The sequence below is a fragment of the Pseudomonas sp. rhizo66 genome (assembly GCF_031931925.1).
Taxonomy (GTDB): domain Bacteria; phylum Pseudomonadota; class Gammaproteobacteria; order Pseudomonadales; family Pseudomonadaceae; genus Aquipseudomonas.
Map to the genome: position 1 here is coordinate 71,338 of NZ_JAUJWZ010000014.1, position 23,892 is coordinate 95,229.

The 23,892-nt window shown below is 59.0% G+C and carries 22 protein-coding genes and 1 tRNA gene; 11 read left to right on the forward strand and 12 right to left on the reverse strand.

Annotation, left to right across the window (positions count from 1 at the left end):
* The first annotated feature begins 10 nt into the window (after nucleotides 1–10).
* The 11 genes from ybgC to nadA all read left to right on the forward strand — a co-directional run bounded on the left by ybgC (nucleotide 11) and on the right by nadA (nucleotide 8,379).
* Nucleotides 11–478 (forward strand): tol-pal system-associated acyl-CoA thioesterase, encoded by a 468-nt coding sequence (gene ybgC / locus QZR14_RS17505; protein ID WP_250607524.1) that lies wholly within the window; start codon nucleotides 11–13, stop codon nucleotides 476–478.
* Complete coding sequence (gene tolQ, locus QZR14_RS17510; protein WP_008080223.1) at nucleotides 468–1,163, forward strand: protein TolQ; 696 nt, start codon at nucleotides 468–470, stop codon at nucleotides 1,161–1,163. The genes ybgC and tolQ overlap by 11 nt, the downstream gene beginning before the upstream one ends.
* Nucleotides 1,164–1,186: 23 nt before the next feature.
* Entirely contained in the window at nucleotides 1,187–1,639 is a 453-nt protein-coding gene (gene tolR, locus QZR14_RS17515) for a protein TolR (protein ID WP_161806672.1), read from the forward strand.
* The gene (tolA, locus tag QZR14_RS17520; RefSeq protein ID WP_250607522.1) at nucleotides 1,639–2,715 is read left to right on the forward strand and encodes a cell envelope integrity protein TolA; all 1,077 of its coding nucleotides are present in this window, start codon (nucleotides 1,639–1,641) and stop codon (nucleotides 2,713–2,715) included. Before tolR ends, tolA begins: the two co-directional genes overlap by 1 nt.
* 17 nt (nucleotides 2,716–2,732) lie before the next feature.
* Nucleotides 2,733–4,013: a Tol-Pal system beta propeller repeat protein TolB gene (gene tolB, locus QZR14_RS17525; RefSeq protein WP_250607590.1), complete on the forward strand. Its 1,281-nt coding sequence runs from the start codon at nucleotides 2,733–2,735 to the stop codon at nucleotides 4,011–4,013.
* 52 nt (nucleotides 4,014–4,065) lie between these two features.
* Nucleotides 4,066–4,563, forward strand: coding sequence for a peptidoglycan-associated lipoprotein Pal (pal, locus tag QZR14_RS17530; RefSeq protein ID WP_003178634.1), 498 nt, complete (start codon nucleotides 4,066–4,068; stop codon nucleotides 4,561–4,563).
* A 6-nt stretch (nucleotides 4,564–4,569) separates the two neighbouring features.
* The gene (gene ybgF / locus QZR14_RS17535) at nucleotides 4,570–5,403 is read left to right on the forward strand and encodes a tol-pal system protein YbgF (protein ID WP_007912724.1); all 834 of its coding nucleotides are present in this window, start codon (nucleotides 4,570–4,572) and stop codon (nucleotides 5,401–5,403) included.
* Nucleotides 5,404–5,569: 166 nt separating this feature from the next.
* Nucleotides 5,570–6,217 (forward strand): 7-carboxy-7-deazaguanine synthase QueE, encoded by a 648-nt coding sequence (gene queE / locus QZR14_RS17540; protein WP_108183611.1) that lies wholly within the window; start codon nucleotides 5,570–5,572, stop codon nucleotides 6,215–6,217.
* A gap of 1 nt (nucleotide 6,218) precedes the next feature.
* Nucleotides 6,219–6,911, forward strand: coding sequence for a 7-cyano-7-deazaguanine synthase QueC (queC, locus tag QZR14_RS17545; protein WP_250607520.1), 693 nt, complete (start codon nucleotides 6,219–6,221; stop codon nucleotides 6,909–6,911).
* A gap of 62 nt (nucleotides 6,912–6,973) precedes the next feature.
* Nucleotides 6,974–7,049 (forward strand) — tRNA-Lys (locus QZR14_RS17550).
* A gap of 271 nt (nucleotides 7,050–7,320) precedes the next feature.
* Nucleotides 7,321–8,379, forward strand: a complete 1,059-nt coding sequence (gene nadA, locus QZR14_RS17555; RefSeq protein WP_311997237.1) for a quinolinate synthase NadA — start codon at nucleotides 7,321–7,323, stop codon at nucleotides 8,377–8,379.
* Between the two features lie 72 nt (nucleotides 8,380–8,451).
* Here the strand turns inward: nadA and QZR14_RS17560 are convergent, their stop codons facing one another.
* The 12 genes from QZR14_RS17560 to arcD form a co-directional block, all read right to left on the reverse strand.
* Nucleotides 8,452–8,940 (reverse strand): RDD family protein, encoded by a 489-nt coding sequence (locus tag QZR14_RS17560; RefSeq protein WP_311997238.1) that lies wholly within the window; start codon nucleotides 8,938–8,940, stop codon nucleotides 8,452–8,454.
* 97 nt (nucleotides 8,941–9,037) lie between these two features.
* Nucleotides 9,038–9,250 carry a cold-shock protein gene (locus tag QZR14_RS17565; protein ID WP_003227496.1) on the reverse strand — a complete coding sequence of 71 codons (213 nt, stop codon included), beginning with the start codon at nucleotides 9,248–9,250 and terminating at the stop codon, nucleotides 9,038–9,040.
* Between the two features lie 403 nt (nucleotides 9,251–9,653).
* Entirely contained in the window at nucleotides 9,654–10,778 is a 1,125-nt protein-coding gene (gene gcvT / locus QZR14_RS17570) for a glycine cleavage system aminomethyltransferase GcvT (RefSeq protein WP_311997239.1), read from the reverse strand.
* A gap of 123 nt (nucleotides 10,779–10,901) precedes the next feature.
* Complete coding sequence (locus QZR14_RS17575) at nucleotides 10,902–12,278, reverse strand: L-serine ammonia-lyase (protein WP_127929513.1); 1,377 nt, start codon at nucleotides 12,276–12,278, stop codon at nucleotides 10,902–10,904.
* 202 nt (nucleotides 12,279–12,480) lie between these two features.
* Nucleotides 12,481–15,333: an aminomethyl-transferring glycine dehydrogenase gene (gene gcvP / locus QZR14_RS17580; protein WP_311997240.1), complete on the reverse strand. Its 2,853-nt coding sequence runs from the start codon at nucleotides 15,331–15,333 to the stop codon at nucleotides 12,481–12,483.
* Nucleotides 15,334–15,344: 11 nt separating this feature from the next.
* Nucleotides 15,345–15,728, reverse strand: coding sequence for a glycine cleavage system protein GcvH (gene gcvH / locus QZR14_RS17585; RefSeq protein WP_250607512.1), 384 nt, complete (start codon nucleotides 15,726–15,728; stop codon nucleotides 15,345–15,347).
* A 417-nt stretch (nucleotides 15,729–16,145) separates the two neighbouring features.
* A complete protein-coding gene (locus QZR14_RS17590; RefSeq protein ID WP_311997241.1) occupies nucleotides 16,146–17,654 on the reverse strand; it encodes a sigma-54-dependent transcriptional regulator in 1,509 nt (502 codons plus the stop codon).
* A gap of 680 nt (nucleotides 17,655–18,334) precedes the next feature.
* Nucleotides 18,335–18,697 (reverse strand): DUF5064 family protein, encoded by a 363-nt coding sequence (locus QZR14_RS17595; RefSeq protein ID WP_250607508.1) that lies wholly within the window; start codon nucleotides 18,695–18,697, stop codon nucleotides 18,335–18,337.
* Between the two features lie 62 nt (nucleotides 18,698–18,759).
* Nucleotides 18,760–19,689 carry a carbamate kinase gene (gene arcC, locus QZR14_RS17600; protein WP_311997242.1) on the reverse strand — a complete coding sequence of 310 codons (930 nt, stop codon included), beginning with the start codon at nucleotides 19,687–19,689 and terminating at the stop codon, nucleotides 18,760–18,762.
* A 156-nt stretch (nucleotides 19,690–19,845) separates the two neighbouring features.
* Nucleotides 19,846–20,856, reverse strand: coding sequence for an ornithine carbamoyltransferase (locus QZR14_RS17605; RefSeq protein ID WP_250607504.1), 1,011 nt, complete (start codon nucleotides 20,854–20,856; stop codon nucleotides 19,846–19,848).
* A gap of 69 nt (nucleotides 20,857–20,925) precedes the next feature.
* Nucleotides 20,926–22,182, reverse strand: coding sequence for an arginine deiminase (gene arcA / locus QZR14_RS17610; protein WP_095048203.1), 1,257 nt, complete (start codon nucleotides 22,180–22,182; stop codon nucleotides 20,926–20,928).
* 33 nt (nucleotides 22,183–22,215) lie between these two features.
* Nucleotides 22,216–23,643 carry an arginine-ornithine antiporter gene (arcD, locus tag QZR14_RS17615; RefSeq protein WP_311997243.1) on the reverse strand — a complete coding sequence of 476 codons (1,428 nt, stop codon included), beginning with the start codon at nucleotides 23,641–23,643 and terminating at the stop codon, nucleotides 22,216–22,218.
* Nucleotides 23,644–23,892: the final 249 nt, after the last annotated feature.

A 23,892-nucleotide genomic window follows, 5' to 3' on the forward strand; every position in this document is an offset into this window, starting at 1 on the left:
GCACTAGAGTATGCGCGCGCAAAACGGGCTTGGGCCGTTCGCACATCGTTGTCGCGTTTATTACGAGGACACCGATGCGGGCGGCATCGTGTATTACGTTAATTACCTCAAGTTTATGGAACGGGCTCGAACCGAGCGGCTCCGCGAACTGGGCTTTGCCCAATCGCTGCTGGCAGGGGAGGACCTGTTGTTTGTCGTGCACTCCAGCGAAGCGCGCTATCACGCGCCGGCGCGACTGGACGACGAACTGCTGGTAAGCGCTGAAGTAATCGAATTGAACCGTGCCAGCCTGCGCTTCAAACAGCAGGTCAGGCGGGCTACGGATAATGTGCTGCTCTGTGAAGGGCAGTTTCTGGTGGCCTGTGTGCGCACTAACAGTTTGAAACCCCGGGCCCTTCCCGAAGACTTGCGTGCGGCCTTCGCCGACGCGGTCGGCCCGGGTACACACTCAAAGCAGGAGATAAAGCGTGGAAGCTAACGTCGTCGACCATTCCTCCATGTGGAGCCTGGTCAGCAATGCCAGCATCGTGGTGCAGTTGGTAATGTTGACCCTGGTGGCCGCATCGGTGACCTCATGGATCATGATCTTTCAGCGCAGCAATCTGCTGCGCGCCGGTCGACGCGCCCTGGAGAGCTTCGAAGAGCGCTTCTGGTCGGGTATCGACCTGTCCAAGCTGTACCGTCAGGCGGGTAGCAACCCGGACCCGGATTCGGGCGTCGAGCAGATCTTCCGCGCTGGCTTCAAAGAGTTCTCCCGTCTGCGTCAGCAGCCAGGTGTCGACCCTGAAGCGGTCATGGAAGGCGTGGCCCGTGCCATGCGCGTAGCCATCTCCCGCGAAGAAGAGAAACTGGAGCAGAGCCTGCCGTTCCTCGCCACCGTCGGTTCGGTGAGCCCGTACATCGGTCTGTTCGGTACCGTATGGGGCATCATGAACTCCTTCCGCGGTCTGGCCAGCGCCCAGCAAGCGACCCTGGCCACTGTGGCCCCGGGTATCGCCGAAGCCCTGATCGCCACCGCGATCGGTCTGTTCGCCGCGATCCCTGCCGTAATCGCTTACAACCGGTTCGCCGCTCGCAGCGAAACCTTGTTGGGCCGCTACTACACCTTCGCCGATGAATTCCAGGCGATCCTGCACCGCAAAGTGCACACCAGCGAAGAATAAGCAGGTAATTTCCAATGGCTTTAATCGCTCGAGCTCGCAAAAAGCGCAAGCCGGTCGCCGAGATGAACGTGGTGCCCTACATCGACGTGATGTTGGTACTGCTGGTCATCTTCATGGTGACCGCGCCGATGCTCAATCAGGGCGTGAAAGTTGATCTGCCCAAGGTTTCCAGCGAAGCCTTGCCGCAGGACAACAACACTCAGGTCCTGACCATTTCGATCAAGGCTGACAAGACCTATTACTGGAACCTTGGCAGCGAAGTCGATACCGAGAAGCAACAGGACAGGGCCATGACCCTGCCGCAAATGACCGACGCGGTGACCAAGATCATTCGTGCCGGCACTGAAGGCGGCAAGCGTACCCAGGTCTTCATCCGCGGTGACAAGACCGTCGACTATGGTTCCGTCATGGGCGCCATGGGCGGGTTGCAGAAAGCCGGGGTCGGTAATGTTGGTTTGATTACCGAGGCCCCCTGATGCAGCAACAGCGAGAGCCGTCCGCCTCGGAAAGCTACTTCTGGCCTAGTGTTCTGGCAATTGTGCTGCACGTGCTGGTGTTCGGCATGCTGTTCGTCAGTTTTGCCTTCACACCAGAGCTGCCGCCGGCCAAACCGATTGTCCAGGCAACCCTCTACCAACTGAAATCGAAAAGTCAGGCAACCACCCAGACCAATCAGAAGATTGCGGGTGAGGCGAAGAAATCCGCCGCGCGCCAGACCGAAGTCGAGCAGATGGAGCAGAAGAAGGTCGAGCAGGAAGCGGTGAAGGCTGCGGAACAAAAGAAAGAAGAAGCGGCTCAAAAGGCCGAGGAAGCCAAGAAGGCCGATGAGGCTAAAAAAGCGGACGAAGCGAAGAAGGCTGATGAAGCCAAGAAAGCTGACGACGCGAAGAAAGCCGAAGCCAAGAAGGCCGAAGAGAAACAATTGGCTGATATAGCCAAGAAGAAAGCCGAAGAAGAAGCGAAAAAGGCTGCTGAAGAAGAGGCCAAGAAAGCGGCCGCTGAAGAAGCCAAGAAGAAGATCGTCGAAGACGCGAAGAAGAAAGCCGCCGAAGACGCCAAGAAGAAAGCTGAAGCTGAAGAGGCGAAGAAGAAAATCGCCGATGAAGCGAAGAAGAAAGCTGCTGCCGATGCTGCGAAGAAGAAAGCGCAGGAAGCGGCACGTAAATCGACCGAAGACAAAAAGGCTCAGGCCTTGGCCGATTTGCTTTCCGACACGCCGCAGCGCCAGCAGGCTTTGGCCGATGAGCAGGGTGACGAAGTCGCGGGCAGTTTCGATGACCTGATTCGTGCGCGAGCGGCAGAAGGCTGGGCTCGCCCACCTTCGGCACGCAAAGGCATGACCGTTGTACTGCAGATCGGTATGTTGCCGGACGGTACGGTGACTTCGGTCAGCGTGGCCAAGTCCAGTGGTGATGGTCCGTTCGATGCGTCGGCAGTGGCAGCGGTGAAGAATATTGGACGTTTGACAGAAATGCAGGGAATGAAGCCGAGCGATTTTGCTCCGTATCGTTCATTCAAGATGACATTCACACCTGAGGATCTAGCCTTGTGAGAAACCTTCTTCGAGGAATGCTGGTCGTGATCTGCTGCATGGCAGGGATCGCGATGGCAGATGAAAAGAACATTCTGGTTACCAGCGGCAGCGATCGGGCAACCCCGATCGCCGTTGTACCGTTCGGTTTCCAGGGCGGTGCTGTGCTGCCGGATGACATGGCTGAAATCATTGGTAACGATTTGCGCAACTCGGGCTACTACTCGCCGATTCCAAAGCAAAACATGATCAGCCAGCCAAGCCAGCCAAGCGAAATCATCTTCCGTGACTGGAAGGCGGTGGGTGCTCAATACATGATGGTCGGCAGCATTGTTCCAGCAGGCGGTCGTCTGCAGGTGCAGTGGGCATTGTTCAACGTGGCCACCGAACAAAAAGTGGCTGACGGCAGTGTTTCCGGTACAACCGAGCAACTGCGTGACATGGCGCACTACATCTCCGATCAGTCGTTCCAGAAACTGACCGGTATCGAAGGTGCGTTCTCGACTCGTCTGCTGTACGTGACGGCCGAGCGTTTCTCCGAGAAAAACACGCGCTACACCCTGCAGCGCTCGGACTACGACGGTGCCCGTGCGGTGACTCTGCTGCAATCGCGCGAGCCGATCCTGTCGCCGCGTTTCGCACCGGATGGCAAGCGCATCGCCTATGTGTCGTTCGAGCAGAAGCGGCCGCGTATCTTCATGCAGAACATCGACACCGGTCGCCGTGAGCAGATCACCAACTTCGAAGGCCTGAATGGTGCGCCCGCCTGGTCGCCGGATGGCAATCGTCTGGCGTTCGTACTGTCGAAAGACGGTAACCCGGACATCTACGTGATGAACCTGGCTTCGCGTCAGATCACTCGTGTGACCGCAGGTCCTGGCATTAACACCGAACCGTACTGGGGCAAGGATGGTTCGACCATCTACTTCACCTCGGACCGCGGCGGCAAGCCACAGATCTACAAAACCAGCGCCAGTGGCGGTGGTGCCGAGCGTGTAACGTTTGTGGGTAACTACAACGCCAACCCGAAACTTTCGGCCGATGAAAAGACTTTGGTGATGATCCACCGTCAGGATGGCTTCACCAATTTCAAGGTGGCAGCTCAGGATCTGCAGCGAGGTAGTGTAAAGATCCTCACTGATAGCACTCTGGACGAGTCACCTACTGTTGCGCCCAACGGCACCATGGTAATCTACGCCACCCGCCAGCAGGGCCGGGGAGTCTTGATGCTCGTGTCCATTAACGGACGCGTTAGGCTCCCGCTTCCTACCGCTCAAGGCGAAGTCAGAGAACCGTCCTGGTCCCCTTACCTGAAGTGAGCGGGCGCTACACGTTTTACTTAACACACTGGGGTTCATTAGGAGTTTCACGATGGAAATGCTGAAGTTTGGTAAATTTGCTGCGCTGGCTCTGGCCATGGCTGTAGCTGTAGGTTGCTCGTCCAAAGGCGGCGACAACGCCGGTGAAGGCGCTGTTGATCCAAACGCTGGTTACGGCGCAAACACTGGTGCCGTTGACGGTTCCCTGAGCGAAGAAGCTGCTCTGCGCGCAATCACCACCTTCTACTTCGAATACGACAGCTCGGACCTGAAGCCAGAAGCCATGCGCGCTCTGGACGTTCACGCCAAAGACCTGAAAGCAAACGGCGCTCGCGTTGTTCTGGAAGGCAACACCGACGAACGTGGTACTCGTGAGTACAACATGGCACTGGGCGAGCGTCGTGCGAAAGCCGTTCAGCGCTACCTGGTACTGCAAGGTGTTTCCCCAGCTCAGCTGGAACTGGTTTCCTACGGCGAAGAGCGTCCAGTTGCTACCGGCAACGACGAGCAGTCCTGGGCTCAAAACCGTCGCGTCGAACTGCGTAAGTAATTCGATATGCGAACGTGCCGTCGTGCTGTAACTGTTCTGGCTCTCAGCCTCGCGCCGCTTGCGGCGTGGGCTGCGGTTCCTGTGGTCGATGACAACTCCGGTTATAACAATAGCGGGAGCAGTTATCCGCCTGCAGGTTACGGTACGAACGGCGCCTATGCCGGGGGAGCGGCTTCGGCCCCTGCCTCGGCACAAGGCATGCTGTTCAACCAACTGCAACAAATGCAGGATCAGATATCGCGCCAGCAAGGTGTGATTGAAGAACTGCAGAATCAGGTTGCGCGCATGAAGCAGGAATCCCTGGAGCGATACCAGGATCTTGATCGGCGCATAGGATCCGGCGTTGCACCTGCCGCGACTCCTGAGAATTCTTCTGCCGGTGGCGATGCAAGTGCTGCTGCCGGTGCTGCCGCTGGCGCCGGGGCTGCTGCCCAGGCACCTGCTGCAAGCAGTGAACCGGGTGATCCGGCCAAGGAAAAGCTGTATTACGATGCCGCTTTCGACCTGATCAAAGCCAAGGATTTCGACAAGGCCAGCCAGGCTTTTGCCGCTTTCCTGCGCAAATACCCGAACAGCCAATACGCGGGCAACGCCCAGTACTGGCTGGGCGAAGTCAATCTGGCCAAGGGCGATCTGCAAGGCGCAGGTCAGGCTTTCGCCAAGGTTTCGCAGCTGTATCCCAAGCATGCCAAAGTGCCTGACTCGCTGTACAAGCTGGCTGATGTAGAGCGCCGCCTCGGTCATACCGACAAGGTCAAAGGCATTCTGCAACAGGTGGTAGCCCAATACCCGGGTACCTCCGCCGCTCAGTTGGCTCAACGCGATCTGCAACGCATGTAAGCAAGCTTGACCCGTTTGGAAGAAACCCGCGCTTGTCGCGGGTTTTTTCGTTAGAATTCACGCCCTTTTTCTGAAACACGCTTCTTGCGGTCTACGCGTTGGCGGGATTGCCTGAAGTGCCTGACGGAGGCGGACAGCCTGTTTAGCTGTTACGCCCGTGGCGACTATGCAAGACACATTGAGAATCACCGAAGTTTTCTACTCGTTGCAGGGGGAAACGCGGACTGCCGGGCTGCCCACGGTTTTTGTGCGCCTGACCGGTTGCCCTCTGCGTTGCCAATACTGCGACAGCGCCTATGCCTTCAGTGGCGGTACCGTGCGCACCCTCGACGACATCCTCGAGCAAGTGGCCGGATTTCGTCCGCGCTACGTCTGTGTCACCGGCGGTGAGCCGCTGGCACAACCCAATGCCATTCCATTGCTCAAACAGTTGTGTGATGCCGGTTACGAGGTCTCGCTGGAAACCAGCGGTGCCCTCGACATTTCGGCCGTCGATCCGCGCGTCAGTCGCGTTGTCGATCTGAAAACGCCGGACTCGAAAGAAGCGCATCGCAACCGTTACGAGAACATCGAACTGCTGACGCCCAACGATCAGGTGAAGTTTGTCATCTGCTCGCGCGACGACTATGACTGGGCCGTCTCCAAGCTGATTCAGTACGGTCTTGATCGACGTGCCGGTGAAGTGCTGTTTTCCCCAAGCCACCATGACCTCAATGCTCGAGATCTGGCGGACTGGGTGGTAGCGGACAACCTGCCAGTACGGTTGCAATTGCAGCTGCATAAATATCTATGGAATGACGAGCCGGGGCGCTGATATGACAGAACAACTGAATTCCACTGAAAAACGTGCCGTCATCTTGTTGTCCGGCGGCCTCGATTCGGCCACCGTCGTGGCCATGGCTCGCGCCGAAGGCTACCGCTGCTACACCATGAGCTTTGACTACGGCCAGCGTTCCCATGCCGAGTTGCACGCCGCTGCCCGCGTCGCCCGCGACCTGGGTGTGATCGAACACAAAGTGATTGGCCTCAACCTTAATGGCATGGGCGGCTCGGCACTGACCGACAGCAGCATCGACATCCCGGAAGAGTTGGGCGAAGGCATTCCGGTGACGTATGTGCCGGCGCGTAACACGGTGTTCCTGTCTCTGGCGTTGGGCTGGGCAGAAGTGCTTGGCGCACGTGACATCTTTATTGGTGTCAACGCCGTGGACTATTCCGGTTACCCGGATTGCCGTCCGGAGTTCATCGAGTCGTTCGAGCGCATGGCCAATCTGGCCACCAAAGCCGGCGTTGAAGGCAATGGCTTCCGGATTCAGGCGCCACTGCAGAACCTGAGCAAGGCGCAAATCGTTCAGGCGGGTGTGAAGCTCGGCGTAGATTATGGCCTCACCGTCTCCTGCTATCAGGCCGACGATGAGGGCCGCGCGTGCGGCAAATGCGATAGCTGCCGCCTGCGCGCAGAAGGCTTCGCGGCAGCTGGTGTGGACGACCCAACACCTTATTTTTGATTATTTTCAAAAAGGTGTTGAATAGTCCTTAAAAATCAGTATTATACGCGCCACCACACAGCGGGTCGTTAGCTCAGTTGGTAGAGCAGTTGGCTTTTAACCAATTGGTCGTAGGTTCGAATCCCACACGACCCACCATATTTGGCGGTTTAGAAAATCCGGAAGGCCCACGAAAGTGAGGATTTCCGGGTTTTTTTTTGCCTGTAATTTCGCTCTGCGTTATTTCAATACCCGCAGCGCTGACGCAGGTCAGAATCATCTTTTGTATCAACGGGATATTCTGTAGCCTTGCGCAGCTTCAATGCTGTCCGTGCCTGATAATACTCACTCTCCCGGCGGTACCCTCAAGCGGTCCGGAGCCGGGTGTATACTCGACTTTCGCGCGAAAGCGCCTGCAGGTCTTGCGAACATGACGCAGATTTCCGAACGCCTTCTGGTTCAAGCTCACCTCGATGCCAAACAGCCCAAACCGCTGACCGCCGAGGAAGAGGCTTATTACCGTTCCGCCATCGCCGCCGAGCTCAAGGCTCAGGACGCGGTGCTGGTGGCCCACTTTTATTGCGACCCGGTGATTCAGGCTCTGGCCGAAGAAACCGGCGGCTGTGTGTCCGACTCCCTGGAGATGGCTCGCTTCGGCAACGCTCACCCGGCCAAGACCGTGGTGGTCGCCGGCGTGAAGTTCATGGGCGAGACCGCGAAGATTCTCAACCCGGAAAAACGCGTGCTGATGCCGACGCTGGACGCGACCTGTTCACTCGATCTGGGGTGCCCGGTGGACGAGTTCTCGGCGTTTTGTGATCAGCACCCGGAGCGCACGGTGGTGGTTTACGCCAACACCTCGGCGGCGGTCAAAGCCCGGGCAGACTGGGTGGTGACGTCGAGTTGCGCGCTGGAGATTGTCGAGAGCCTGATGGACAACGGCGAGACCATTATCTGGGGCCCGGACAAACACCTCGGCACCTACATTCAGCGCAAGACCGGCGCGGACATGCTGCTCTGGGACGGTGCCTGCATCGTTCACGAAGAATTCAAGTCCAAGCAGCTCGAAGACATGAAGGCGCTGTACCCGGGCGCGGCGATTCTGGTGCATCCCGAGTCGCCGACTTCGGTGATCGAACTGGCGGACGCCGTCGGTTCCACCAGCCAGTTGATCGCTGCTGCGCAATCGCTGCCAAACAAGACCCTGATCGTCGCGACCGACCGTGGCATCTTCTACAAGATGCAGCAGTTGTGCCCGGACAAGGTCTTCATCGAAGCACCAACCGCCGGTAACGGTGCTGCGTGCCGCAGTTGCGCACATTGCCCGTGGATGGCCATGAACACCCTTGAGCGCACGCTCAAGAGCTTGAAGGAAGGGACCAACGAGATCTTTGTTGATCCAGCGTTGATTCCCCAAGCGATCCGCCCGTTGAAGCGCATGCTGGACTTCACCCAGGCAGCGCGGATGAAGCTGGCCGGTAACGCCTGAATTCTGAAAAGCGCCACAAAACCTGTGGGAGCGAGCAGGCTCGCTCGCACAGTGTTTTTCAGAGTCTGGAAGTTACTTGGTCTTTTTCGGGATTCGGACGACGCGAGTGTCGGAATAGATGTCATGCCACGTGCGCTTCTGCTTGTCGTACAGCGACCAGAAGAATCCCAGCCCCACGCACAGCCACGACGCAATCGACACCATAAACCGCAACAGCGCCTGCCACAGACTGATTGCCGTGCCATTGGCGTTCTGCACACGAATGCCCCACACCTGCATACCGAGCGTCTGCCCGCCATGGGTCCAGAACTTGGCGAAGAATGCGAACAGCACCAACACCAGCACCGTCGAGTACAGTGGATCGCCGTCCAGTTGCCCGGCGTCGGTCATCGCCCGCAGGCGCTCTTCGCCAATTATTGCTGCCTGGATCAACTTGTAGACGAATCCGGTGACAATCAGCAGGGCGGTGCACAGCAAGAAGTCATAGAACATCGCAGCCAGACGCCGGCCGAGGCCAGCGGCAGGAAAATCGCCCTGTGGGGTGAGCAGGTTTTTCGACATGGCAGCCTCTGGGCGCAAAATGAAGCGCCATTTTACGGATTAGCGCGCACAAAAAAGCCCCTGATATCAATATCAGGGGCTTTTTCGTATCAGAAGATCAGGCTTCTGCTTGTACTTCGTCAGCCTGCATGCCTTTCTGGCCTTGCACAGCAACGAAGGTCACTTTCTGGCCTTCTTTCAGGCTCTTGAAGCCGTTGCCCTGAATAGCGCGGAAATGCACGAACAGATCCGGACCGCTTTCTGGAGTGATAAAACCAAAACCTTTCTCGTCGTTAAACCACTTGACGGTACCGCTCTGACGTGTGGACATTTCTTATTTCCTTTGACGCATAAATTGATGACAGTCTCTTTCTCATGAAAGAGTACTGGGGCTGGTTGCAGGAGAGTAAGAAGACGTCGAACGGGATGTAGCTAACTTGTAGGCTACTGCCCAGGTCACGATTCCAAGCTGACCCATGCAAACACAGTGGGGAAACTCTACGCCAACTACGGGAGAAAAAACAAGCCCCGTGAAGGCCCCGGTTTTCCTGCGCTTGCTGGCACTTAGTCTGTCCACTAGTGCGGCTTGGACGAATAGCTTGTTCAAATGTTTTCGAACGTTATAAGCAAAGTTCATATTCGAATCAGATGTTAGAAAATGCACTTTTTTGTGGCGATTGCGTTACACATTAGTGCACGCATAACGCAATCGCGTTACTTATAGAAACAGTCAATCAACCGCGATAGTAGCGTTGTGGAACAAATGGCATTTTGCTTACAAGCATTTGCACCTTTTTCCCACGCACGATTGCCCAAACCGGTGTATCGAGCGAGACATACGCGCTGTCGAGGTAACCCATCGCCAACGGCCCGCCCAAGGTCGGACCAAAGCCGCCGCTGCACACACTGCCGATGATTTCGCCGGCTTCGTTGACGATTTCCGCACCTTCACGCACTGGCGTGCGTTCTTGCGGCAGCAGACCGACGCGTTTGCGTGCGACACCATTTTGTTGCTGAGCGAAAACCTGCTCCGCCCCAGGGAAACCGCCGGCCCGCGCGCCATCAGCGCGGCGCGGCCTGGAGATCGCCCACAGCAGGCTGGCTTCGATTGGCGTGGTTTCGGTGTTCATGTCGTGGCCGTACAGGCACAGGCCGGCTTCCAGACGCAGCGAGTCGCGGGCGCCGAGGCCGATGGCCTGGACTTCCGGTTCGGCGAGCAGGGCGCGGGCGAGTTTTTCTGCATCAGCGGCCGGCACCGAGATTTCGAAACCGTCTTCACCGGTGTAGCCCGAACGGCTGACAAAACAGTCGACACCCAGCAGTTGCACGCGGTTGAACTGCATAAAAGTCATCTTCGCCACTTCCGGTGCCAGCCGCGCCAGCACGGTGACCGCCGCCGGACCTTGCAATGCCAGCAGAGCGCGCTCTTCGAACAGCGCCGTAATGGTGCACTGATCGCCGATGTGTTTTTGCAGGTGGGCCAGGTCCTGATCCTTGCACGCGGCGTTGACCACCAGGAACAGTTCGTCGTTGCCGAGGTTGGCGACCATCAGGTCATCAAGAATGCCACCGTTGTCGTTGGTGAACATCGCATAACGCTGCATGCCCACCGGCAGGTCAATGATGTCCACCGGTACCAGGGTTTCCAGGGCTTTGGCGGCGTTGGCGCCCGTCAGGCGGATCTGGCCCATGTGCGAGACGTCGAACAGCCCGGCCTGGTCACGGGTGTGCTGGTGTTCTTTCATCACGCCCAACGGGTATTGCACCGGCATGTCATAGCCGGCGAACGGCACCATGCGGGCGCCGAGTTCGATATGCAGAGCGTGCAGCGGGGTTTTCGACAGTTGTTCGGTGGACATGCGTGGCTCCTTGAAAGTGTGGTTCGGGATTTGGGGCAAGATCAAGTGCCCCTCACCCCAGCCCTCTCCCGGAGGGAGAGGGAGTTAATTACGTTTCTCTCCCGGAGGGAGAGGGGGGCTTGATCAGCATTCGATAATGTTGACCGCCAGACCGCCGCGGGCGGTCTCTTTGTATTTGCTTTTCATGTCGGCGCCGGTCTGGCGCATGGTGCGGATGACTTTGTCGAGGGAGACGAAATGCTGGCCGTCGCCCCGCATGGCCATGCGCACCGCGTTGATCGCTTTCACCGAGCCCATGGCATTGCGCTCGATGCACGGCACTTGCACCAACCCGCCAATCGGGTCGCAGGTCAGGCCGAGGTTGTGTTCCATGCCGATTTCCGCCGCGTTCTCGACTTGCTGCACGCTGCCTCCGAGCACTTCGCACAACGCACCGGCCGCCATCGAACAGGCCACGCCGACTTCGCCCTGACAGCCGACTTCAGCGCCGGAGATCGAAGCGTTCTCCTTGTAGAGAATGCCGATGGCCGCTGCGGTCAGTAGAAAACGCACGACGCCGTCGTCATTCGCGCCGGGAATAAAGCGCATGTAGTAATGCAGCACCGCCGGAATGATCCCCGCCGCGCCGTTAGTGGGGGCAGTGACCACACGTCCGCCATTGGCGTTTTCTTCGTTGACCGCCAACGCGTAGAGGTTGACCCAATCGAGCACTGACAGCGGATCGCGCAACGCCGATTCGGGGTTTTTGCACAGTTGCCGATGCAGCGCCGCCGCACGACGTTTGACCTTCAACCCGCCGGGCAAAATACCTTCGTTACGGCAGCCCGCAGCGACGCAGTCCTGCATCACCTGCCAGATTTTCAACAGGCCGGCGCGAGTTTCCGCCTCCGGGCGCCATGCGCTTTCGTTGGTCAGCATCACCTGACTGATCGACAGACCGTAGGTGGCGCAATGACCGAGCAAGTCCTTGGCGCTTTTGAACGGGAAGGTCAGCGGCGTGGCGTCTTCGACGATGCGGTCGGCACCGGCAGCATCCTCGTCGACCACGAAACCACCGCCGACCGAGTAGTACTCGCGGCTGCGAATCTGAATCCCCGCGGCATCGAAGGCGCGAAAGATCATGCCGTTGGGGTGATAGGCCAGCGGCTTGCGGATCATTGCCAGGTGTTCTTTCTCGTTGAACGCAATGCTGTGTTCGCCGAGCAGGTTCAAGCGGCCGTTGCCGCGAATTTCTTGTAGGCGCGCGGCGACGGTTTCGGTATCAACGGTATCGGGATGTTCGCCTTCGAGGCCGAGCAGCACGGCTTTGTCGCTGCCGTGTCCTTTACCGGTGGCGCCTAGGGAACCGTACAGTTCGACGCGTACGCTGGCGGTGGTGGTCAGCAGGTTCTCCCGGCGCAGACCTTCGGCGAAACGCGCAGCAGCACGCATCGGGCCGACGGTGTGGGAGCTGGAAGGGCCGATGCCAATCTTGAACAGGTCGAACACGCTTAACGACATGAGTGGTTCTCCGGTTTCTTGTTATAGGAATTGGCGAAATATCAGGCTTGATGCGTTCATTGTGGGAGCTGGCTTGCCAGCGATGGCGGTGTGTCAGGCAGCAGAGATTGAGACTGATCCACCCTCATCGCTGGCAAGCCAGCTCCCACAGGAATCCGTGGTGTTCTGGAGAAAGGGGCAGGTTTTCCCGCCCCTTATTCTTTTAAGCGTAGCTTTCGATCGACGGGCAGGCGCAGACCAGGTTGCGATCACCGAATACGTTGTCGACACGACCGACCGGTGGCCAGTATTTGCCTTCGATCAACGACGCTACCGGGTACACCGCTTGTTCGCGGCTGTACGGGTGGGTCCACTCGCCAACCAGCTCCGCCGCCGTGTGCGGGGCGTTTTTCAGCGGGTTGTCGTCCTTGTCCAGCGTGCCGTTTTCCACCGCGCGGATTTCTTCGCGGATGCGGATCATGGCGTCGCAGAAGCGATCCAGTTCTTCTTTGGATTCACTTTCGGTCGGCTCGATCATCAGCGTGCCCGCTACCGGGAACGACATGGTCGGGGCGTGGAAGCCGAAGTCGATCAAGCGCTTGGCGACGTCATCGACGCTGATGCCGCTGCTGTCTTTCAATGGACGCAGATCCAGAATGCATTCGTGCGCCACCAGGCCGTTGCTGCCGGTGTACAGCACTGGGTAGTGCTCTTCGAGGCGACGGGAAATGTAGTTGGCGTTGAGGATCGCCAGCTGCGAAGCGCGTTTCAGGCCGGCGCCACCCATCATGCGAATGTACATCCAGGTGATCGGCAGAATGCTCGCGCTGCCGAACGGTGCTGCGCAGACCGCGCCTTCCTTGCGTTGCATCTGGCCGTGGCCGGGCAGGAACGGGGTCAGGTGCGACTTCACGCCGATCGGGCCGACGCCCGGGCCGCCACCGCCGTGCGGGATGCAGAAGGTTTTGTGCAGGTTCAGGTGCGAAACATCGCCGCCGAACTTGCCCGGTGCACAGAGGCCGACCATCGCGTTCATGTTGGCGCCGTCGATGTACACCTGGCCGCCGTTGTCATGAATGATCCCGCAGATTTCGCGGATGCCTTCTTCGAACACGCCGTGGGTCGACGGGTAAGTGATCATCAGCGCAGCGAGGTGTTCGCGGTGCTCGATGGCTTTGGCACGCAGGTCTTCGATGTCGACGTTGCCACGGGCGTCGCAGGCAGTCACGACCACGCGCATGCCAGCCATGTTGGCGGTGGCTGGGTTGGTGCCGTGAGCGGACGACGGGATCAGGCAGATGTCGCGGCGCTCATCGCCACGGCTCTGGTGATAGGCGCGGATCGCCAAGAGGCCTGCGTATTCGCCTTGCGAACCGGCGTTCGGTTGCAGCGAGATCGCGTCGTAACCGGTGGCGGCGCAGAGCATCGCTTCCAGTTCATCGGTCAGTTGTTGGTAGCCGGCACTTTGCGCGGCCGGAGCGAACGGGTGCAGGGCGCCGAATTCGGCCCAGGTCACCGGGATCATTTCGCTGGCGGCGTTGAGTTTCATGGTGCACGAGCCCAGCGGGATCATGGTGCGATCCAGCGCCAGATCCTTGTCCGCCAGTTTGCGCAGGTAGCGCATCAGCTCGGTTTCCGAGTGATAACGGTTGAACACCGGGTGGCTGAGGATCGGCGACTGACGCACCAGCGCAGCAGGGATGGTGCTCTGCACCGAAGCAGCCAGCGCAGCGAAGTCCGGCAGGGTCTTGCCGTCGGCGAACAGGCTCCACAGGGTTTCGATGTCAGCCTGGGTGGTGGTTTCGTCGACCGACAGGCCCAGACGCTGAGCGTCGATCACGCGCAGGTTGATCTGCGCAGCGTGCGCCTTGTCGTGCAGCGCTGCGGTGTGTGCGCCGGTGGCTACAGTCAGCGTGTCGAAGAAGCTGGCTTGTTCGACGTTAGCGCCCAGCGCGGTCAGACCCTTCGCCAGAATCGCGGTCAGGTGATGCACGCGGTTGGCGATCTGGGTCAGGCCTTTCGGGCCGTGGTAGACGGCGTACATGCTGGCGATGTTGGCCAGCAGCACCTGCGCGGTACAGATGTTCGACGTGGCCTTCTCGCGACGGATGTGTTGCTCGCGGGTTTGCATCGCCAGGCGCAGCGCCGGTTTGCCGAAACGGTCAACCGAGACACCGACCAGGCGGCCCGGCATGTCGCGCTTGAACGCATCTTTAGTCGAGAAATAAGCAGCGTGCGGGCCACCGAAGCCCAGCGGCACGCCGAAGCGTTGTGCCGAACCGATGGCGACGTCCGCGCCGAACTCGCCCGGCGCGGTCAGCAGGGTCAGGGCCAGCAGATCGGCAGCCACGGCGACCAGCGCGTTGGCGGCATGGAAGCGCTCGGTCAGTTCGCGGTAGTCGAACACATCACCGTTGCTCGCCGGGTATTGCAGCAGCGCGCCGAAGAACGGCGTTACGTCAGTCAGTTCACGCTCGTCGCCGACCACAACTTCAATGCCCAACGGCTCGGCACGGGTGCGCAGCACGTCGAGGGTTTGCGGGTGGCTGTGGATTGAGGCGAAGAATTGGTGGCTGCCCTTGTTCTTGCTCAGGCGTTTGCAGAAGGTCATGGCTTCGGCAGCGGCGGTGGCTTCGTCGAGCAAGGATGCGTTGGCGATCGGCAGGCCGGTGAGGTCGCTGATCATCGTCTGGAAGTTCAGCAGCGCTTCGAGACGGCCCTGGGAAATTTCTGGCTGGTACGGGGTGTAAGCGGTGTACCAGGCCGGATTTTCCAGGAGGTTGCGCAGGATCGGCGACGGCGTGTGGCAGTTGTAGTAGCCCTGGCCGATGTAGGTCTTGAACAGCTGGTTTTTGCCGGCGATGGATTTGATCATCGCCAGGGCATCGGCTTCGCTGAGGCCGTCGTCCATGCCGAGCACGCTGGTGCCCTTGATGCTTTCCGGGATGACGCTGGCGCTCAGGGCTTCGAGCGAATCGAAGCCGAGGCTGTTGAGCATGGCTTGCTCGTCACCGGCGCGCGGGCCGATGTGACGGGCGATGAATTCGTTGGCGGTGCCGAGGTTTACTTGGGTCATGTCGTTATTCCTCAGGCTTCGGCTTGGGCTTTGATCAGGCGGTCGTAGGCGTCTTGATCGAGCAGTTTGGCCACGGCCGATGCGTCGGCAGGCTGGAAGCGGAAGAACCAGCCTTCGCCCAGCGGATCTTCGTTGACCAGTTCCGGGGCGTTTTCCAACGCCGGGTTCACTTCCAGCACATCGCCATCGAGGGGCATGTATACGCCGCTGGCGGCTTTTACCGATTCGACGGTGGCGGCTTCGGCGCCTTTTTCGTAAGCCTGCAGCTCAGGCAGTTGCACGAACACCACGTCGCCCAGGGCGTTCTGCGCGAAAGCGGTGATGCCGACAGTAACGCTGCCGTCAGCTTCGGTGCGCAGCCATTCGTGATCTTCAGTAAAACGCAACTCGCTCATGGAAACTCCTCAGGGGGCCAGACTCGTCTGGTGGACGCGGTGGAAGGCTTGGGCAGGGAAGCCCTTATTTATGAGGAGTTGATTAGCAAGATCGCGGCCAATGTGAGTTTTTCTATATAAAACAATGGCTTGTGGATTTTTTAGGTTGTGGCTGAGGGTGTGGGTGTAGCGAAATCGCTACAGCGTGGGGCAGGGAAAAAAGCTGAACGGGATCAAAGCCTTGCACGGCGGTGACTGGCGGAGGGTGTAGCGATATCGTTCCGCTGTAGCGCTTTCAGTACAGGTGGAGGTCGTTTTTGAAGCAGATATGCCTAGTGTAGGAGCTGCCGAAGGCTGCGATCTTTTGACTGTGTTTTTTTCAACATCAAGATCAAAAGATCGCAGCCTTCGGCAGCTCCTACAGGGGATTTGGGTGAGTCAGGGTTTATTGGGAATGCCGTATTTGCGCAGTCGATGGGCGATGGCGGTGTGCGAAGTTTGCAGGCGGCTGGCCAGTTGGCGGGTCGAGGGATAGCTGACGTAGAGTTTTTCCAGCAGCGTTTTTTCGAACGCCTCCACCGCTTGTTCAAGGCTGTCGACATCGCTGTCCGCCTGACGTGCCACCGAGGTGCCGGCAATGTCGAGATCGCCGATATCCACCAGGCTGCTCTCGCAAATCGCCGCCGCGCGGAAGATCACGTTCTGCAACTGCCGCACGTTGCCCGGCCAGCGATTGTCGAGCAGCGCCGGGTAAGTCCCCGGGGCGAGGCGGCAGACCGGGCGCTGAATCTGCGCGCAAGCCTGCTGCATGAAATATCGCGCCAGCAACAGAATGTCCTGGCCGCGCTCGCGCAGCGGCGGGACTTCGACGTTGAGCACGTTGAGGCGGTAGAACAGGTCTTCGCGGAACAAGCCCTCGCTGACCATTTTTTCCAGGTCGCGGTGAGTCGCGCTGAGGATGCGCACGTTGACCTTCACTTCGCGATCACCGCCCACGCGACGGAAGCTGCCGTCGTTCAAGAAGCGCAGCAGCTTGGCCTGCAAGTACGGCGACATTTCGCCGATCTCATCGAGAAACACCGTGCCCTGGTTGGCCAGTTCCATCAGCCCCGGTTTGCCGCCGCGCGCCGCGCCGGTGAAGGCGCCGGGGGCGTAGCCGAACAGTTCGCTCTCGGCGAGGTTCTCCGGCAGCGCCGCGCAGTTGAGGGCAAGAAACGGTGCACTGTGGCGAGCGCTGATGGCGTGGCAGGCGCGGGCGACCAGTTCCTTACCAGTGCCGGTTTCGCCTTGAATCAACAGCGGTGCGTCAAGGGCGGCGACTCTTTGGGCGCGAGCCTTGAGCGTGCGGATCGCCGGGGATTCGCCGAGCAGTGCATCGAAACCTTCGGCGTGGTCGTGGTGCAGCGCCGAGAGTTGTTCGCCGATGCGGTTGGGTTGATACAAGGTCAGCAAGGCGCCGGCGTCGGTGATCGGCGTGGCGTCGAGCAGCAGGGTCTGGCCGTTGACCGTGATCTCGCGCAGCGGCAGACGGAAGCCATTTTCGAGCAAGGTGTCGAGCAGCGCGGGATCGTTGAACAGTTCCGCGACACTCTCGCCGGCCGGTTCGCGACCGTACATCGCGATCAACGCCGGGTTGGCCAGCAGCACCTTGCCGGCACTGTCGAGCGCCAGAACAGGATCGGTCATTGCCGCCAGCAATGCGTCGAGCTGCAAATGCCGACGCTGGCCGGGGAGGATGTCGACCACGGTCACCGCTTCCACGCCGAGCACCCGGAACAGCGCATCTTTCAGTTCTTCGAGCACTTGCGGGCTCAGGGTCGGTGCGTCGATGTAGACGTTCGGCGGGATCATCTCCACCGCATCCAGATTGAGATTGCGCCCACCGAGGATAGCCAGGACTTCCTGGGTGATGCCGACGCGGTCGATGAAGCTGACGTGGATACGCATGGGGCGGTTCAGTGATCTGCAGAGCGGAGGGTGGCAAGTATGCCTTGGGCTTGGAGAGAGGTGAAAGCAAAAGCACCCTCACCCCAGCCCTCTCCCGGAGGGAGAGGGGGCTGACCGAGGTGTCTTGGGTTCTACATCGACCTGAAGTAGCCAGTCGATTATGGATTCGGTAAAGCGAGTTCAGGTCGGCGTAACTCCGAAGCATCTCCCAATCAGTCCCCACCCCAGCCCTCTCCCAAGGGGAGAGGGGGCCGACCGAGGTGTCTGAGGTTTGGCATCGACCTGAAAGAACCAGTCGATTATGGATTCGGTAAAGCAAGTTCAGGTCGGCGTAACTCCGAAGCATCTCCCAATCAGTCCCCTCACCAGCCCTCTCCCAGGGGGAGAAGGGGCCGAGGTGTCTGAGGTTTGACATCGACCTGAAAGAACCAGTCGATTATGGATTCGGTAAAGCGAGTTCAGGTCGGCGTAACTCCGAAGCATCTCCCAATCAGTCCCCTCACCCCAGCCCTCTCCCAGGGGGAGAGGGGGCCGAGGTGTCTGAGGTTTGACATCGACCTGAAAGAACCAGTCGATTATGGATTCGGTAAAGCAAGGTCAGGTCGGTGTAACTCTAGAGCATCCCCCAATCAGTCCCCTCTCCCTCGGGGAGAGGGCTAGGGTGAGGGGCTTTTCAAGGTTTACTCAAAATGCTCAAGATTGACCGGGTCGCCGGATTTCATATCGAGCTGCTTGCGAATGTCTTCAAACATCAGATCGTAATGCTTGTGCACCGAGCCGATCTGGCTGTGGGTTCTGGGTATGCCATATTTCTCGGCGATTCGCGTCACGTTGTTGGCGAAGTTGTAGGCCTCCTCCTTGGGCAGGAAGAAGGTTTCTTTCATGTCTTTTCCCTGAAGGTTGCCATGCATCGTGAACTGGATGCCTTTGCCTTTTTGCGGATCGGTGAACACTTCATAGTCGAGGTGTACGTTGTAACTGACATCGTCCGGGGTCAACGCGTGCCGCTCGATATGCAAATGACCGGGTTCAAATTGGGCCATGGTTTTCTCCTTTCAAGGCATTGGAGAAGGGCAGACCCTCGGTCTGCCCCCGTAGTTTCTGATTATCGGTAAGTGATGCCGGGCTTCGCGGTAGTCACGCGAGTACCGGCCGTGCCCTGGACGATGGCTTCGATGTCCGCCAGCGAACCGATCACCGCGACCTTGCCAGTATGGCGTGCAAATTCGCAGGCTGCCTGCACCTTCGGCCCCATCGAGCCGGCGGCGAAACCGAGGCGTTCGAGTTCATCCGGGTGCGCTTCGGCGATGGCTTTCTGCGTTGGTTTGCCGTAATCGATGAACGCCGCGTTGACGTCCGTGGCGATCACCAGCAAATCGGCTTCCAGTTGCTCGGCGAGCAGCGACGAGCACAGGTCCTTGTCGATCACCGCCTCGATACCTTTGAGGTTGCGGTTCTCGTCATACATGGTCGGAATCCCGCCGCCACCGGCGCAAATGACGATGCTGCCCTTGTCCAGCAGCCACTTGATCGGACGGATTTCGAAGATGCGTTTTGGCCGAGGGCTGGCGACCACACGGCGGAACTTGTCGCCGTCCGGGGCAATCGCCCAGCCTTTTTCGGCGGCGAGTTTTTCCGCTTCAGCCTTGTCGTAGACCGGGCCGATCGGTTTGCTCGGTTTCTGGAAGGCCGGATCCTTGGCGTCGACTTCCACCTGAGTGAGCAGGGTGGCGAACGGCACTTCGAAGTCGAGCAGGTTGCCCAGTTCCTGTTCGATGATGTAACCGATCATGCCTTCGGTTTCGGCACCGAGCACGTCCAGCGGGTAAGGGGTGACGGAGGTATAAGCCGCCGCTTGCAGTGACAGCAGGCCGACTTGCGGGCCATTGCCGTGGGCGATGACCAGTTGGTTGCCGGGATGGATCTTGGCGATTTGCTCGGTGGCGATGCGGATGTTGGCGCGCTGATTGTCAGCGGTCATCGGTTCACCACGGCGGAGCAGGGCGTTACCGCCCAGCGCTACGACGATACGCATAATGCAATCCTTTCAGAATTCGATGACGCTGTAGGAGCTGCCGAAGGCTGCGATCTGTTGATCTTGATATTGATCTTGAACAAGCAAAGTCAAAAGATCGCAGCCTTCGGCAGCTCCTACAGGTTGTTGGTTGATCAGGAGAACCTGATCAGCCAGTTACAGATCAGCCAGGGTCGAGACCAGAATCGCCTTGATCGTGTGCATGCGGTTTTCCGCTTGCTCGAAGGCGATACAGGCAGGCGACTCGAATACGTCGTCGGTTACTTCGATGCCGTTGGCCAGGTGCGGATACTGCTCGGCGATCTGTTTGCCGACTTTGGTATCGCTGTTGTGGAACGCCGGCAGGCAGTGCATGAACTTGGTACGCGGGTTGCCGGTGGCTTTCATCAGTTCGGCGTTGACCTGGTACGGCAGCAGTTGCTGGATACGCTCAGCCCAGGCTTCCACCGGCTCGCCCATCGACACCCAGACGTCGGTGTGAATGAAGTCGACGCCTTTGACCGCCGCTTTCGGGTCTTCAGTCAGGGTGATACGTGCGCCGCTTTCTTCCGCATATTTGTGGCAACGCTCGACCAGATCATCCAGTGGCCACAGGGCTTTCGGCGCACAGATGCGCACGTCCATGCCGAGTTTGGCGCCAACCAGCAGCAGCGAGTTGCCCATGTTGTTGCGTGCGTCGCCCAAGTAGGCGTAGCTGATTTCATGAATCGGCTTGTCGGCGTGTTCACGCATGGTCAGCACGTCGGCGATCATCTGAGTCGGGTGATATTCGTCGGTCAGGCCGTTGAACACCGGCACGCCGGCAAACTTCGCCAGCTCTTCGACGATTTCCTGTTTGAAGCCACGGTATTCGATGGCGTCGTACATGCGCCCGAGCACGCGGGCGGTGTCTTTCATGCTTTCCTTGTGACCGATCTGCGACGAGTTCGGGTCGATGTAGGTGACGTTGGCGCCTTGGTCATACGCCGCCACTTCAAAGGCACAACGGGTACGGGTCGAGGTTTTTTCGAAGATCAGGGCGATGTTGTTACCCTTCAGGTGTTGCTGCTCGGTACCGGTGTATTTCGCGCGTTTGAGATCGCGGGACAGGTCGAGCAGGTAACGCAGCTCACGTGGTGTGTGGTGTTCGAGGCTGAGCAGGTTACGGTTGTGAATGTTGAAAGCCATGATGGATCTCCTTCGGTGTCGGTTATCCCCCTGGCCGCACTTTATAAGTGCCGGCCAGGGCTCAGAGGTTTAGTAATCGATCGGGTCGCGGATGATCGGGCAGGTCATGCAGTGGCCACCGCCACGGCCTCGGCCCAGTTCACCGGCGCTGATGGTGATGACTTCCACCCCGGCCTTGCGCAGCAAGGTGTTGGTGTAGGTATTGCGGTCGTAGCCAATGACCACGCCCGGCTCCACGGCCACCACGTTGTTGCCGTCGTCCCATTGCTCGCGTTCGGCGGCGAAGCTGTTGCCGCCGGTTTCCACCACGCGCAGCTTCGGCAAGTTGAGGGCTTTGGCCACGGTGTCGAGGAAGGTGCCTTCTTCGCGGCGGATGTCGATGCCGCCCTGTTTGCTTTCGTCAGGCCGCAGGGTGAACGCGACGATCTGATTCACTACTTCCGGGAAAATCGTCACCAGGTCGCGGTCGCAGAAGCTGAACACGGTATCGAGGTGCATCGCGGCGCGGGACTTCGGCAGGCCGGCGACGATGACTTTTTCCACGGCTTTGTTCTTGAACAGGTTCAGCGCCAGTTGGCCGATGGCCTGACGCGATGAGCGCTCGCCCATGCCGATCAACACCACGCCGTTGCCGATCGGCATGACGTCGCCGCCCTCGAGGGTGGAGCTGCCGTGATCCTTGTCCGGGTCGCCGTACCAGATCTCGAAATCGGCGTTGGTGAATTGCGGGTGGAATTTGTAGATGGCGGTGGTCAGCAGGGTTTCCTGACGGCGCGCTGGCCAGTACATCGGGTTCAGCGTCACTCCGCCATAGATCCAGCAGGTGGTGTCGCGGGTGAACTGGGTGTTCGGCAGCGGCGGCAGAATGAAGCTCGAATGGCCGAGGAAGTCGCGGAACATCTGGATGGTCTTGCCGCCGAAACTGTCCGGCAGATCATCGGCAGATACGCCACCGATCAGGAATTCAGCGATGTGTCGCGGTTCGAGGCTTTTCAGCCAGGATTTGACTTCGTTGATCAGGCCCAGGCCCACCGAATCGGCGGTGACCTTGCGCTCCAGGATCCAGTCCAGCGCCTCAGGGATGGCGACGATGTCGGTCAGCAGGTTGTGCATTTCCAGTACATCGATGCCGCGCTCGCGCATTTTGGTGACGAAGTCGAAGTGGTCACGCTTGGCCTGGGCCACCCAGAGCACATCGTCGAACAGCAGTTCATCGCAGTTGTTCGGGGTCAGCCGCTGATGGGCCAGACCTGGGGAGCACACCATGACTTTGCGCAGTTTGCCGGCTTCGGAATGGACGCCGTACTTAACTTTTTCCGTGGTCATTTCAGATCCTCCAGATAACAAATTAATCAGGGGTTACAGAGTCAGGAAGCCGTCGTAGAGACCGTAGGCCGCCACCAGGGCACCGACGACCACTGCGGCGAAAATCAGCTTCTCGACGTTAGTGAAAATCGCTTGTTTGAGTTCCAGCTTGGCCTTGGCGAACAGAATCGCGCCGGGTGCATAGAGCAGCGCCGAGAGCAGCAGATACTTGACGCCGCCGGCATACAGCAGCCACACCGCGTAGATCAGGGCGATGCCGCCGATAATCAGATCCTTGCGCCGCTCGGCTGCAAAGCCTTCATAGCTTTCGCCGCGCACCGCCAGCAGCAGGGCGTAGGCCGCCGACCACAGGTACGGCACCAGAATCATCGAAGTGGCGAGGTAGATCAGCGACAGGTAAGTACTGGCCGAGAACAGCGTGATGATGAGGAAAATCTGCACCATCGCGTTGGTCAGCCACAGGGCGTTGACCGGCACATGGTTAGCGTTTTCCTTGCGCAGGAACGCCGGCATGGTGTGGTCTTTGGCGGCGGCGAACATGATCTCCGCACACAGCAGCACCCACGACAGCAGCGCACCCAGCAGCGAGATGATCAGGCCGACGCTGATCAGCGCCGCGCCCCATGGACCGACCACGTGCTCCAGCACGGCGGCCATCGACGGGTTCTGCAGTTTCGCCAGTTCCGGTTGGGTCATGATGCCCAGCGACAGCACGTTCACCAGCACCAGAAACAGCAGCACGGTGATGAAGCCGATCACGGTGGCTTTACCGACGTCCGAGCGTTTTTCCGCACGGGCCGAGAAGATGCTCGCGCCCTCGATGCCGATGAACACCCATACGGTGACCAGCATCATGTTGCGCACCTGGTTCATCACGCTGCCCAGATCGGGGTTTTTCACGCCCCAGATGTCGGCGGTGAAGATGTCCAGTCTGAAGGCGAAAATCGCGATCAACACGAACAGCAGCAGCGGCACGACCTTGGCGACCGTGGTCACCAGGTTGATGAACGCCGCTTCCTTGATCCCGCGCAGCACCAGAAAGTGCACGGCCCACAGCAGCACCGAGGCGCCGATCACGGCTGCGACGGTATTGCCCTCACCGAAAACCGGAAAGAAATAGCCGAGGGTGCTGAACAGCAGGACGAAGTAACCGACGTTGCCCAGCCAGGCGCTGATCCAGTAACCCCACGCGGACGAGAAACCCATGTAATCGCCGAATCCGGCCTTGGCGTAGGCGTAGACACCACCGTCCAGGTCAGGCTTGCGATTGGCGAGGGTTTGAAAGACAAAAGCGAGGGTGAGCATGCCGACAGCAGTGATGGCCCAACCGATCAGTACTGCACCGACGTCGGCGCTGGCGGCCATGTTTTGAGGCAAGGAGAATATCCCGCCACCGATCATCGAGCCGACTACCAATGCAACCAGTGCACCTAGTCGTAGTTTTCCGGGCGCTTCAGACATTGCATGACTCCATTGCAGGAGAGAAGAGATCACAGCGTAGTTCTGTTGTCTGTTCAAACAGCTGACTTAGATCAGTGCATGGTCACATTCCATTGTTAATGAATGACTTAGGCTTCGGTTGAAGGCATAAGGATATTGCCCGCAAGGCCCGTCCTAGAGGCGTTGTGGCTACATTGTTGGGAATGTCTATCATTATTTTCGAATTATGACGCTAGTTCTTTTTCAGCTTTTGGCAAATTTTCCACCTCT